At 71.8% G+C, this 13,019-nt stretch carries 11 protein-coding genes; 7 read left to right on the forward strand and 4 right to left on the reverse strand.

Annotated elements, in window-relative coordinates; all coding sequences use genetic code 11:
• Positions 1–1,754 (reverse strand): YbaL family putative K(+) efflux transporter (ybaL, locus tag ROTAS13_RS09945; RefSeq protein ID WP_075822231.1); only part of this gene is annotated, 1,754 nt, incomplete at its 3' end.
• A 118-nt stretch (positions 1,755–1,872) separates the two neighbouring features.
• Here ybaL and ROTAS13_RS09950 point away from each other — a divergent pair.
• Both ROTAS13_RS09950 and ROTAS13_RS09955 read left to right on the forward strand, forming a co-directional pair.
• Positions 1,873–2,103 carry a helix-turn-helix transcriptional regulator gene (locus tag ROTAS13_RS09950; RefSeq protein WP_019459382.1) on the forward strand — a complete coding sequence of 77 codons (231 nt, stop codon included), beginning with the start codon at positions 1,873–1,875 and terminating at the stop codon, positions 2,101–2,103.
• A gap of 247 nt (positions 2,104–2,350) precedes the next feature.
• Positions 2,351–4,777, forward strand: coding sequence for a membrane-bound PQQ-dependent dehydrogenase, glucose/quinate/shikimate family (locus ROTAS13_RS09955; protein WP_075822232.1), 2,427 nt, complete (start codon positions 2,351–2,353; stop codon positions 4,775–4,777).
• Positions 4,778–4,863: 86 nt separating this feature from the next.
• On the opposite strand, the gene ROTAS13_RS09960 is transcribed toward ROTAS13_RS09955, so the two are convergent.
• A complete protein-coding gene (locus tag ROTAS13_RS09960; protein WP_075822233.1) occupies positions 4,864–6,264 on the reverse strand; it encodes an aminotransferase in 1,401 nt (466 codons plus the stop codon).
• Positions 6,265–6,403: 139 nt separating this feature from the next.
• Here ROTAS13_RS09960 and ROTAS13_RS09965 point away from each other — a divergent pair, with 139 nt between their 5' ends.
• From ROTAS13_RS09965 to ROTAS13_RS09985, 5 genes are all read left to right on the forward strand, one after another.
• Positions 6,404–7,249 carry a ComF family protein gene (locus ROTAS13_RS09965; protein ID WP_252571224.1) on the forward strand — a complete coding sequence of 282 codons (846 nt, stop codon included), beginning with the start codon at positions 6,404–6,406 and terminating at the stop codon, positions 7,247–7,249.
• A 32-nt stretch (positions 7,250–7,281) separates the two neighbouring features.
• Positions 7,282–7,539: a glutaredoxin 3 gene (gene grxC, locus ROTAS13_RS09970; protein WP_075822234.1), complete on the forward strand. Its 258-nt coding sequence runs from the start codon at positions 7,282–7,284 to the stop codon at positions 7,537–7,539.
• A 112-nt stretch (positions 7,540–7,651) separates the two neighbouring features.
• On the forward strand, positions 7,652–8,239 hold the full coding sequence (locus ROTAS13_RS09975; RefSeq protein ID WP_369923885.1) for a DUF1178 family protein: 588 nt from the start codon (positions 7,652–7,654) through the stop codon (positions 8,237–8,239).
• 69 nt (positions 8,240–8,308) lie between these two features.
• On the forward strand, positions 8,309–10,732 hold the full coding sequence (locus ROTAS13_RS09980) for a PAS domain-containing sensor histidine kinase (RefSeq protein WP_075822235.1): 2,424 nt from the start codon (positions 8,309–8,311) through the stop codon (positions 10,730–10,732).
• A gap of 88 nt (positions 10,733–10,820) precedes the next feature.
• A complete protein-coding gene (locus tag ROTAS13_RS09985; RefSeq protein ID WP_026033196.1) occupies positions 10,821–11,852 on the forward strand; it encodes a histone deacetylase family protein in 1,032 nt (343 codons plus the stop codon).
• A 34-nt stretch (positions 11,853–11,886) separates the two neighbouring features.
• On the opposite strand, the gene ROTAS13_RS09990 is transcribed toward ROTAS13_RS09985, so the two are convergent.
• Positions 11,887–12,321, reverse strand: a complete 435-nt coding sequence (locus tag ROTAS13_RS09990) for a hypothetical protein (RefSeq protein ID WP_019461166.1) — start codon at positions 12,319–12,321, stop codon at positions 11,887–11,889.
• Positions 12,322–12,547: 226 nt separating this feature from the next.
• On the reverse strand, positions 12,548–13,019 hold a 472-nt coding region (gene ubiG / locus ROTAS13_RS09995; RefSeq protein WP_075822237.1), incomplete at its 5' end, for a bifunctional 2-polyprenyl-6-hydroxyphenol methylase/3-demethylubiquinol 3-O-methyltransferase UbiG.

Raw genomic sequence — 13,019 nt, forward strand, 5'->3', positions numbered from 1 at the left:
GGCTGACGTCGAGACTTGTGATCAAGAGACAGTGCCGCCTGCTCGGCGGCGGCGAGCTCGGAATCCTCCGGCAGGGCCGCCTCCAGCATGCGCCGCGCGATCTCGCGCTCGCCCATCACGGCGAGGTTCGCGCCGAGCCGGGACAGGTGCTCCACCGTGGCGTCGGAATGCGCCCGGGCCACGATCTCCAGCCGCGGGTTCAGCGCGCGGGCCTGTTCCACCACCTGGCCGGCCTCGAAGGCCTCCGGCACGGTGACGAAGAGGCGGCGGGCACCGGCGATGTTGCCCAGGGCCAGGACCTGCGGGTCGGCGGCATTGCCCTCGATCACCTCCGCCCCGGCGGCGCGGGCGCGCTCCAGCGAATCCTCCCGGTCGTCGAAGACCAGGACCGGCCGGCCCGCCTCCAGCAGCCCGTCGCCGACGATCCGGCCGACGCGGCCATAGCCGATCAGCACGTCGTGGTCGGCCAGGGTGGTCGCCGTCTGCTCGCCGGGGCCGGGGATCTCCTCCTGCACCCGCTCCATCGCCGAGGCGTCGGCCGGGGCGGCAACGGCCACCTCCTCCTTCGGATAGCGGCGGGCAGGGCGGCGCTCGGCCAGGGCGAAGATGAAGGGGTTCAGGAAGATAGAGAGGATGGCGCCGGCCAGGACCAGGTCGCGCCCTTCCTCCGGCAGCAGCTTCATGCTGACGCCCAGGCCGGCCAGGATGAAGGAGAACTCGCCGATCTGCGCCAGGCTGGCGGAGATGGTGACGGCGGTGCCGTTGGGATGGCCGAAGGCGCGCACGATCATCCAGGCGGCGGCGGACTTGCCCAGCACGATGATGGCGATGGTGCCGAGCACCGCCCAGGGCGCCTCCACCAGCACCTTCGGGTCGAACAGCATGCCGACCGAGACGAAGAACAGCACCGCGAAGGCGTCGCGCAAGGGCAGCGCCTCCTCGGTCGCGCGCTGGGAAAGCTGGCTTTCCGCCATCACCATGCCGGCGAAGAAGGCACCCAGGGCGAAGGAAACCTCGAAGAGCGAGGCCGCGCCCGCCGCCACGCCGAGCGCCAGCGCATAGACGGCGAGCCGGAACAGCTCGCGGGAGCCGGTATGGGCCACGTAGTGCATGATCATCGGAATGACGCGGCGGCCCACCAGCAGCATCACCGCGACGAAGGCCGAGACCTTCGCCAGGGTGATGCCGAGGATCGTGGCCACCTCGCCGGCCGAGACGCTGCCGCCGGCGGAGATCTGGCCGACCACCGGCAGCAGCACCAGCGCCACCACCATCACCAGATCCTCCACCACCAGCCAGCCGACCGCGATCCGCCCGCGCTCGGTCTCCAGCAGGCGCCTTTCGCCCAGGGCACGGGTGAGCACCACGGTGCTGGCGACGGACAGGGCGAGGCCGAAGACCATGCCGGCCTGGAGGCTCCAGCCCAGGGCCCAGGCCAAGGCCATGCCCATCAGCGTGGCGACGGCGATCTGCACCACGGCGCCGGGCACGGCGATGTTGCGGACCGACATCAGGTCCTTCAGCGAGAAATGCAGCCCCACCGCGAACATCAGGAGGATGACGCCAATCTCGGCGAGTTCCGCGGCCAGCTCGGCATCGGCGACGAAGCCGGGGGTGAAGGGGCCGACGGCGACGCCGGCCATCAGGTAGCCCACCAGCGGAGAGATCTTCAGCCGGTGGGCGAGGAGGCCGAAGGCGAAGGCCAGCACGAGGCCGACACTGATCGTCGCGATGAGCGGCGTGTGGTGCGGCACGGCTCTCCCCCTTCCGGTTGTATGCTATGGACGGTCACAAGATGGAGTGATTGTAAGCCGTTTCAACCTTTTTGGGTGATATTGACGCGGCAAATCCGCATCCCATCTACAAGTTGGGATGACACTGACCTCCGGGCAATGCCGTGCCGCGCGCGCCCTGCTAGACTGGACGCAGGATGACCTCGCCGAAAGGGCGGAGGTCAGCCGCAGCACCGTGCGCGGCTTCGAGGGCGGGCAGCACGAACTCCAGCGTTCCACCGGCACGGCCATCCGCCGGGCGTTGGAGGAAGCGGGGATCGTCATCCTGGAACGCGACGCGGCGGGCGGCGAGGGCGTGCGGCTCCGCTGAAGGGAGGAGCCGCGGAGTGGTTTCGCCCGGCCCCGGGGCCGGCCACCATACATTACATTTGGTCCATCCGGAAACCACGGGCGGGGCTTGTGCTTACGCCGCTACCGCCTCCGGTCGGCCGGCATGCGCATGCCGGCATGCGCATGCCGGCTCCAGTCCAGGACCTTCCCATGCCCCAGCCTCCCACCCCATCGTTCCAGCCCGGATCGTGGCGCCCTACCCGGGAAGCCGATGCGGGGATCGGCCGATGAGGTCCGATACGCCCCGGCGTGGCACGGCCCTGCTGACCGTCACCGGCATTGTCCTCGGCCTGCTGGGCTTGGGGATCGGCGGCCTGGGCGGATGGCTGATCGTGCTGGGTGGCTCCCCCTATTACCTCGTGGCCGGGCTGGCGATGCTGTTGAGCGGCATGCTGATCGCCACCGCCCGCGTCGCCGGTCTCTGGCTCTATGTGCTGCTGCTCGTGGGGACCACCCTTTGGGCCTTGTGGGAGGTTGGGTTCGACGGCTGGGCGCTGATCCCACGCCTCGTCGCGCCCGCCGTGCTGGGGCTATGGATCTGCAGTCCCTGGGTCGCGGGGCGCCTGCACCGGGCCGCCGGGATGGAGCCCCGCGCCGCCCGCCGCCATGCCTGGGGTGGCATGGCCGCCTGCGCCATGCTGATCGGGCTGGTCTTCGCGGCGGGCTACCGCATCACGGCGGAGCGCCACCTGACCTTCGGTGATCCGACAGGCTGGCAGCAGGCCGGCGCCGGAACGGAAGCGGCGGCCGCCAGTGACGACTGGCGCTTCTATGGCCGCACCCCGGCCGGCGACCGCTTCTCGCCGCTGACGCAGATCACGCCGGAGAATGTCGCGGGGCTGAAGCAGGCCTGGTCCTTCTCCACCGGCGACATGCCGCGGCAGGGGGAGAACAGCAACGGGCACGAGTTCTCCTTCGAGGCGACACCGATCAAGGTCGGGAACAGCCTCTATCTCTGCACGCCGCATCGCGAGGTGATCGCGTTGGATGCGACCACCGGCGCACTGCGCTGGCGCTTCACGCCGGGTGGCGACATGAGCCACAACGTGTACCAGGCCTGCCGTGGCGTCTCCTATTTCGATGCGCCGCCGGGCACGGCCTGCCCGCACCGGATCGTCTCCACCGCCTCCGACCTGCCGCGCCTCTTCGCGCTCGATGCCGAGACCGGCCAGCCCTGCCAGGGCTTCGGGGAGGGCGGCTTCGTGGACCTGCGGCAGGATATGGGTCCGGTGCCGCCGGGCTTCCATTTCATCTCGTCCCCGCCGCTGGTGATGAACGGGCGGATCATGCTGAGCGGCTGGGTCTACGACAACCAGAGCGTCGGCGAACCCTCGGGCGTGATCCGCGCCTTCGATGCGGTGACGGGGCAGCTTTCCTGGGCCTGGGACATGGGGCGCGAGCCGGCGACGAAGCCGCTGGCGCCGGGGGAGGTCTATACCCGCGGCACACCGAACGGCTGGGGCGTCTATACCGCCGATCCGGCGCTGAACCTCGTCTATGTACCGCTGGGCAATGCCACGCCCGACTATTACGGGGCGGAGCGGCGGCCCTTCGACGAACGCTATTCGAGTTCCCTCGTCGCGCTCGACATGAGCACGGGCGAGGAGCGCTGGCACTTCCAGACGGTCCATCACGACCTGTGGGATTTCGACCTGCCGATCGGGCCCTCGCTGGTGGACCTGCCGGGACCGGACGGGGCGACCATCCCTGCCTTGGTGCAGACCACCAAGCAGGGGCACCTCTTCCTGCTGGACCGGCGGGACGGCAAGCCGCTCGCGGAGGTGCGGGAACAGCCCGTGCCGGGCGGCACCATCCCGGGCGAGCGCTACGCGCCGACGCAGCCCTTCTCGGTGGGCATGCCGCAGCTGAACCCGCCGAAGCTGCGGGAGGCGGATATCTGGGGCGCCACGCCGATCGACCAGCTGCTCTGCCGCATCGAGTTCCACCGGATGCGCGACGACGGCCTCTTCACCCCGCCGGGCCAGCGGCCGACGATCGGCTGGCCTGCCTTCGACGGCGTGGCCGACTGGTACGGCGCGACCATCGATCCCGGGCGCAAGCTGCTCTACATCAACACCACCTTCATGCCCTTCAAGCTGCGGATGCTGCCCTATGAGGAGGCGGTGCGGCAGGGCTTGGTGAAGCCCTGGGCGGGCTGGGGGCAGCCCTATCCGCAGCCGCCCTTCGCCAACAACCCGCAGCACGGCACGCCCTGGTCCATCGTGGTGGAGCCCTGGCTGAACCCGGCCGGCATCCCCTGCGTCCGGCCGCCCTGGGGGCAGATGCAGGCGATCGACCTGCTGACCCGCAAGGTGGTCTGGCAGCGTCCGATCGGCACGACGCGGGACATGGGCCCGGCCGGGCTGCGCGCGCCCGTCGGCCTGCCCTTCGGAATCTTCAGCATGGGCGGCAGCGTGGCGACGCGCAGCGGGCTGGTCTTCATCGGCGCGACCACGGACCAGGCCTTCCGCGCCCTGGATGGCCGCACCGGGCGCACCCTCTGGGAGACCCATCTGCCCGCCGGCGGCAATGCCACGCCGCTCACCTATACCGGCCAGGACGGGCGGCAGTATGTGGTGATCGCAGCGGGTGGGCATGGCGGCCTGCGCTCGCGCAACGGCGACGAGGTGATGGCCTTCGCTTTGCCGCGATAGGGGCGCGGTCCCCGGCCATGGGGATGGCGTCGGGGCGGGGAGCGGCGGGAGAGCCCGGAACCGCCCCGCCCGGGGGCCATGCTGCCTCAGCCCAGGCCGGAAAGCCGCGCCGGCAGGTCGGCCAGCGCCTCCTCGGGCGCATTGGCGAAGGCGAGCCGCAGGTGGCGTTCCTGGCCCGGGCCGAAGAAGGGGCCGGGAAGGGTGAGGAGCCCATGGCGGGAGGCCAGGGTCTCCGCGGCCTCCAGCGCATCCGGCGCACCGTCGGGCAGGCGCAGATAGGCGAAGTAGCCACCCAGCGCGTCCACGCGCCAGCGATGGCCGATCGGGGCCATCAGCCGGGCGAAGGCGTCGGCGCGGCGGCCCATCAGCTCGCGGTTGCCCTCGCGCCAGTCGCGCAACGCGGGCACCGCCCAGGCGATGGCCTTCTGCGCCGCGCGGGGCGGGCAGATCTGCAGAGTGTCCACGGATTTGGCGAGTTCCGCCCGGAAGCCGGGCCCCGCCAGGATGGCGCCCAGCCGGTGGCCCGGCACGCAATAGGACTTGGAGAAGGAGTAGAGCTGCACGATGCCGTCCCGCCAGGATGGGTCGGCGAAGAGCCCGTGCGGCGCTTCCTTCCCCGGCAGGAAGTCGCGATAGGTCTCGTCCAGCACCAGCCAGACGCCGCGCGCGCGGCAGAGGGCGGCGAAGCGCGCCAGGGTCTCCGGCGGGATGATCGCGCCGGTGGGGTTGTTGGGCGTGATCAGCACCAGGGCGCGGACCTGCGGGTTGGCCTCTAGCAAGGCGGCGGCGCGGTCCGGATCGGGCACGAAGCCGTCCGCGGCCGCGCAGGGCAGGGGCACCGCGCCGATCCCGGCGATCTCCAGCGCCATGCGGTGGTTGAAGTACCAGGGGGTGGGCAGCATCACCGCCTCGCCGCTGCCCGCCATCACCGGCATGGCCAGGGAGAAGGCGAGGTTGCAGCCGGCGGTGATCACCACGTCCTCCGCCGTGACCGGTGCCGCATAGGTCGCCGCGATGTCGGCGGCCAGGGCCTCGCGCAGGTTCTGCAGGGTGCCCAGCGCCGGCACGCTGGCCAGGAACAGCCCGTCCGGGCGGAGCGCGCGGCGGATCTGCACCAGGGCGCCGGGGAGGTCGTTCACCCAGTGCAGCGACAGGCTGGCCACCACCAGGTCGAAGCTGCCCTCGGCGAAGGGCAGCCATTCCTCGTCCCCGGCGACCGGGAGGCTGCCGGCCTGTCGCGCCAGGGCCGCCGACAGGTCCATGGACACCACCTGCCCGATGCCGCGGGCGCGCAGCCGCGGCGCCACCACGCCCCGCCCGCCAAGGTCCAGGGCATGGTCGAAGCGCAGTGTGAAGTCGTCCAACCGGTCCAGCAGCCGGTCGGCGGCTTCCTCCAGGATGGGGGCCACCTGGCGCAGGCTCGCGGCGGAGCGGTCGCGGCGGAGGCGGTGGAGGCGGCGGTCGAAGACCTGATGCGGCGCGGACATGCAGCGGCAGATGGCGCGAAGCCGGCCACGGCGCCAGGGGGTGGGGCCGGAAGGACAGGACGAGCAGGGTGGGCGCTGGAAAAGAGCCAGGGGCCGGAGAGGCGATGGCCGGAGCGGGGGCGATAGGAATGCAGGGCGGATGGCACGCTGGGACCGGGCGGGGTGGCCATTGAGCGGGGCGGAAGCGGCGCCCGGCCGCTGGCGGGGCTGGGGCCGTCTCGCGGGGCGGATGGGGGAGGGGCTGCTGGATGCGCTGCTGCCGCCCAGCTGCCTTACCTGCCGGGAGCCGGTGATGCGCCACGGCGCCTTCTGCCCCGCCTGCTTCCGGGACCTGCAACGGATCGGCGACCCGCTCTGCGACGGCTGCGGCGTGCCGTTCCTGCATGTGGAGCAGGGCGTGCCGACCACGGGCCGCCTGTTCTGCGCCGCCTGCGCGGAACGGCCCTTTCCTTTCGCCCGGGCGCGCGCGGCCTTCGTCTATGGGGACGTGTCGAAGCGCCTGATCCTGCCCTTCAAGCACGGCGACCGCCCCGACCTGGCGCGCCCGATGGCCCGCGCCATGGCCCTGGCGGGCAAGGAGCTGCTGGCGGAGGCCGGCATCCTGGTGCCGGTGCCGCTGCACTGGCGGCGCCTCCTGCGGCGCCGGTACAACCAGTCGGCGCTGCTGGCGCGCCATCTGGGACGGCAGGCGGGGCGGCCCTGGCTGCCGGACGGGCTGCGCCGGATGCGCGGCACGACCTCCCTGGGCGGCCTGGGCGCCGCCGGGCGGGCGATGGAGGTGGAAGGCGCCTTCCTGGTGACGCCCCGGGGGCGGCGCGCCATCGCCGGGCAGCGCGTGCTGCTGGTGGACGACGTGCTCACCAGCGGCGCCACCGCCGCCGCCTGCGCCCGCGCTCTGCTGGAGGCCGGGGCGCGGGAGGTCGATGTGCTGGCGGCGGCCCGCGTGCTGCCCCGGGAAACACGGATAGGCAGGGGTGAGACTTGACCCGGGGGCCCGGCGGAACGAATTGAGGGAACATGGCCAAGGTCGAGATCTTCACCACCCCCTTCTGCCCCTATTGCGCGCGCGCGAAGACGCTGCTGATGCGCAAGGGCGCCGCCTTCGAGGAATTCGATGCGCCGCACGGCTCTCCGGCGCGCGAGGACGCGGTCCGCCGGTCCGGCGGCCGCACCACGGTGCCGCAGATCTTCATCGATGGGCAGGCGATCGGCGGCTGCGACGACCTCTTTGCGCTGGAGCGCGCGGGCAAGCTGGACAGCCTGCTGACGGCCTGATCCCACCGCCCGGCGTGGCGGGCCGGCCTCGCCCGCCTGGGTTCCGGCAGGCTCGGCACGGCCCACTGGCACTCGGAATATTCGAGTGCCAGAATAGGGTTTGAACAGGCGCATGGCTCGCAGCACCGGAATGCCGGCGCCCCTGCCGGAATCCGGAATGGGGCGGCGCGAAGCCGATGGGGCCGAGAACGGAACAGGGATGATCCACTACCAGTTGCGCTGCGAAGGTGGCCATGAGTTCGATGGCTGGTTCCAGGACAGCGCGGGTTTCGAGAAACTGGCCAGGAATGGCCTCGTGGAATGTCCGGTCTGCGGCGGGACGGAGGTCCAGCGTGCGCTGATGGCGCCGTCGATCGCGAAGTCGCGGCCGGAGGCAGGCCCCGTGGCCGGTCCGGCCCTTTCCGATGCGCCCACGCCGTCGCCGCCCGTTCCCGCCATGCCGGGCCCCGCGAGCCAGCCCGTGGCGGCGGGGCCGATGCCCGCCCAGGTCATGGCACTGCTGCAGCGCATTCGCGGCGAGGTCGAGCGCAACTGCGACTATGTGGGCCGCGACTTCAGCGAGGAGGCGCGGCGGATGCAGGCGGGCGAGAGCGAGCGCCGCGGCATCTATGGCGAGGCCACGGATGCGGAGGCCGAGGCGCTGCGCGACGAGGGTATCGAGATCGCCCGCATTCCCTGGGTGCCCCGCTCGGATGGCTGATGGTACGTGCCGGGGCGGGGGCCGGATCAGGGCTCCCCGCCGCGGTGCCATGCCCGGGCGGCCCGGCTGATGGAAGCGCTGGACTGCTGGGGGCGGGACACCGGTTCCGCCCTGGTCGGCGACTTTCCCGACCCGGGCCTGCCCTTCCTGGCCGTCGCCAGCTACAGCCTGGCGCCGATGGTGCTGACCGACCCGGCGCGCCCGGACAATCCCATCGTGTTCGCCAATGCCGCCTTCCTCCAGATGACGGGCTATGACGGCCGGGAGGTGCTGGGCCGGAACTGCCGCTTCCTCCAGGGGCCCGGCACGGACCGCGCCACGGTGGACGCCCTGCGGGACGCGATGGGCGAGGCGCGGGACATCACCGTCGAACTGCTGAACTACCGGCGGGACGGCACCCCCTTCCGCAACGAGGTCCGCATCGGCCCGCTGCGGGACGCGCAGGGCCAGGTCCGCTATTTCCTGGCCACGCTGCACGACGTGACCCTGGCCCGCGACGTCGTGCGGGTCGAGCGGGCGCTGCGTGTCAGCGAGGCGGGCGCACGCCTCGCGGTGGAGGCGAGCGGCCTCGGCACATGGGACCTGGATGTCGCCCGCGGGGTGCTGCACTGGAACGCAGCCTGCCGGGCGCTGTTCGGCCTGTCCCTCGATGACGAGCGGCCCCTGACCTACGAGGACAGCTTCCTGTCCGCCCTGCATCCCCGGATGCGCGCCCGGGTCCGGCAGGAGATGGAGGACGCCCTCTCGCCCGCCGGCAGCGGGCGGCTGACCACGGAGTTCCGGATTGTCGGGCTGGCGGACCGCCGCGAGCGCTGGCTGTCGCTGACCGGGCAGAGCTTCTTCGAGGAAGGGCGCTGCGTCCGCTTCGTCGGCGTGGTGAGCGACACCACCGCGCGCAAGCGCGAGGATGAGGCGCTGCTCCGCTCGCGCGAGAAGCTGGAGGCCCGGGTCGAGCGGAGCAGCCGGGACCTGGACCGCATCTGGCATCATTCCCAGGATATCATGGTGGTGATCCGCCAGGATGACCTGACGGCGGAGGCGGTGAACCCGGCCTGGGAGCGCGTCCTGGGCTGGCCCGCGGAGCCGCCCTCCGGAACCGGCATCCTGGGCTTCGTGCATCCGCAGGATACGGCGCTGACCCGTGTCCAGCTGGCGCGCCTCGCGGATGGCCAGGGGGTGGAGCATTTCGAGAACCGCATCCGTCACCGGGACGGCTCCTACCGCCGGATCTCCTGGAACGTCGTGCCGGAGGGCGAGTTCCTGCACGCGGTGGGCCGCGACGTGACGGTGGAGCGGCGGCAGGAGGAGATCCTCCGCCGCACCGAGGCGCAGCTCCGCCAGTCGCAGAAGATGGAGGCGATCGGCCAGCTCACCGGCGGCGTGGCGCACGACTTCAACAACCTGTTGCAGGTGGTGCTGGGCAACCTGGACATCCTGCAGCGCAGCCTGCCGCCCGAGGCGGGGCGGCTGCGGCGCTCGGCCGAGAATGCGGCGAGCGGCGCCCGGCGCGCCGCGGTGCTGACGCAGCGTCTCCTGGCCTTCTCCCGCCGCCAGCCCCTGGCGCCGCGCGCCCTGCAGGTGAACGGGCTGGTGGAGGGGATGTCGGACCTGTTGGCCTGCACCCTGGGCGAGACCATCGCCATCCGCACCGCCCTGGCGCCGGACCTGTGGCGGGTGGAGGCCGATCCGGGGCAGCTGGAGAACGCGCTGCTGAACCTCGCGGTGAATGCGCGCGATGCCATGCCCGGCGGCGGCAGGCTGGCGATCGAGACGGGGAATCTGAGCCTCTCGGAAGCCATCGCCCTGCGCGGCGAGGAACTGGGACCCGGCCAATACGTGGTGATCAGCGTGACCGACACCGGCACGGGCATGGATCAGGAGGTCGTCGGCCGGGTCTTCGAGCCCTTCTTCACCACCAAGCCGGTGGGGCAGGGAACAGGGCTGGGCCTGTCCATGACCTATGGCTTCGTCCGCCAGTCCGGCGGCCATATTCGGATCTACTCGGAACCCGGCCTGGGCACCACGGTGCGGATCTACCTGCCGCGCCTGGTTTCCGCCGGTGAGGAGGCGCCGCCGGAGGGGGAGCCCACACCCGCCGCCCGCGCCCGGCAGGAAAGCATCCTGGTGGTCGAGGACGATGCCGATGTCCGCAGCTACTCGGTGGAAGTGCTGTCGGAGCTCGGATACCAGGTGATCGAGGCGGAGGACGGCCCCGGCACGCTGCGACTGCTGGAGGATTCGCCCTCGCTGGTGCCGGATCTGCTCTTCTCCGACGTGGTGCTGCCCAACGGTATGAACGGGGCGGAGCTGGCGGCGCGGGCGCGGCTGCTGCGGCCGGGGATGAAGGTGCTCTTCACCAGCGGCTATGCCCGCGACGCCCTGACGCATCACGGCCGGCTGGACGCGGGCGTGGAGGTGATCGGCAAGCCCTTCACCTTCGCCGAGCTGGCGGCGCGGGTGCGCGGGGTGCTGGACGGGCCGCCCGGCCGCTGAGGGCGGTGCCCCCGGAACGGGGCGGGATGGCCTTGCCGGGAGCGCCCGGGGGCGGGAAGCTGCCGGGCGGATACGGATGGGAACCGGCATGAAGGTCTTCTGGGACGACCGGCAACTGGCGCATGCGCCGCGCTTCTTCCTGCAACGGGGGCACCTGCGGCCGCATTTCGAGGTCCCGGCCCGGGCGGAGGCGCTGCTGGCGGCCTGCCGGCGGATGGGGCTGGAGATCGCCGCCCCGGGCGATGCGGACGCCACGGCCCTCGGCACGGTGCATGCCCCGGACTACCTGGACTTCCTGCGGGGCGCCCTGACGGAATGGGAGGCCATGCCGGGCCATGGCGAGGAGGTGGTGCCCAACATGCACCCCTCGCCCGAGATGCTGGCACAGGGCGCGCGGCGCTCCACCACGATCATCGGCAAGACCGGCTGGTATACCGCCGACGCCGCTTGCCCGATCGGCCCCGGCACCTGGGAAGCCTCGGTGCTGGCGGCGGCCGGGGCGCTGGCCGCGGCCGAGGTGGCGGCGGGCGGCGGTTCCGCCTACGCACTGGCGCGGCCGCCCGGGCACCATGCCTATGCCGCCCGGGCCGGCGGCCACTGCTACCTGAACAACGCCGCCCTGGCGGCGGAGCGGCTGCGGGCCAGGGGCGCGGGCAAGGTCGCCGTGCTCGACATCGACAGCCACCACGGCAACGGCACCCAGGGCATCTTCTGGGAGCGCGACGACGTGCTCTTCGTGTCGGTCCATGGCGATCCGGACCGCTACTACCCCTGGTATGTCGGCCATGCCGACGAGCGCGGCGGAGGGATGGGCGCCGGGTTCAACCTGAACCTGCCCCTGGCCCTGGGCAGCGGCGATCCGGAATGGCTGGAGGCGATCGGCACCGGCCTGGGCGCCATCCGGGACTTCGGCGCGGAGGCGCTGGTGGTCAGCCTGGGTTTCGACGCCTCGAAGGACGAGCCGCTGAACGCCCTTTCGGTGACGGCGGATGGCTTCGGCCGGGCCGGCGAGGCCATCGGCGGGCTGCGCCTGCCCACCGCCATCGTGCAGGAGGGCGGCTATGCGGTGGAGGTGATCGGCGGCTTGCTGGAACGCTTCCTTAACGGCTTCGGGCGCTGAGGCGCGCCGCTCCGGGCCGCGCTGGCCCGGAGCGTCAGCGGAAGGGGTTGCCGCGTGGCAGCGGCGGGTCCTGCAGCCGCTCGATCCGCCGGAGCAACTCAGCCTCGCCGCCGGAGAAGGTAGTGGACAGGATGCAGGTCTTCTGCCCCCGCGCCTTGCAGTCCTCCGCACGGCGCCGCATCTCGTTCAATTCGGTGAAGGGTACCAGGGCCGTGTTCACCAGGCATTCCTGGGGATCACGCTTTTCCGATCGAACCGTGATCTCGATCTTGCCGTCCCCCGACTTCCAGGGGGTCGAGATGGTGAAGCAGCGCATCCCCGGCATGTTCCGTCCCAGGAAGTCTACCCGCCGTACCGGATAGCGGGCGAAGAGCAAGGTCTGTTCGCCCTCGAAGAGGGTAACCCTCCGCACGGGCTCAGGCTGGATCTCGGCCGGGCCGGTGCCGTCGTGCAGGAACGCCGCAGCCATGGAGACAGCGATCGTCTGGCGAAAGTTGCTCGGCAAGGTGGGTGGCGGCCCCTCCGCCTCGCGCGGCACCCTGGCGCAGCCCATCAGAACCCCACACAGCAGCGCACCACGCAGAAGGGCTGCGTACCGTTTCAGGGCGATGGGCAGGGGCTTGGCTCTCGAGACACGACAGACCCCAGGCTAGCAACGTTCCTGAAGGAAAACAACCTTGGGTTGTTTTTTCGTCTCAATCCTTCCCCGCCATCAGCATGTAGTTCACCCCGACATCCCGCGTCGCGCGCCAGCGGCGGCTGAGCGGATCGAAGCCCATCCCGGAAATATCCTCCACCCGCAGTCCGGCCTCGCGCAGCCCGGCCCCCAGCTCGGCTGGGGTCATGAAGAGCTTCCAGTCATGGGTGCCGCGCGGCAGCAGCCGGAGCACATACTCCGCCCCCAGCTTCGCCATCAGGAAGGCGCGCGGCGTGCGGTTCAGCGTGGACAGGAAGACGGCGCCGCCGGGCCGGGTCAGCCGCGCCAGGGCGCCGAGGAAGGCCGGGCGCTCCTCCGGCGCCACATGCTCAATGACCTCCAGCGAGACCACCGCGTCCCATTCGCCGGAGACTTCCTCCGGCCGCGCGGCGCGGTAGTCGATCTCCAGGCCGGACAGGGCGGCATGGGCGCGCGCCGCCTCCAGCGCCGCCCCGGCGGCGTCGATGCCG

The organism is Roseomonas sp. TAS13 (assembly GCF_001950415.1).
GTDB classification, from domain to species: Bacteria; Pseudomonadota; Alphaproteobacteria; order Acetobacterales; family Acetobacteraceae; genus Roseomonas; species Roseomonas mucosa.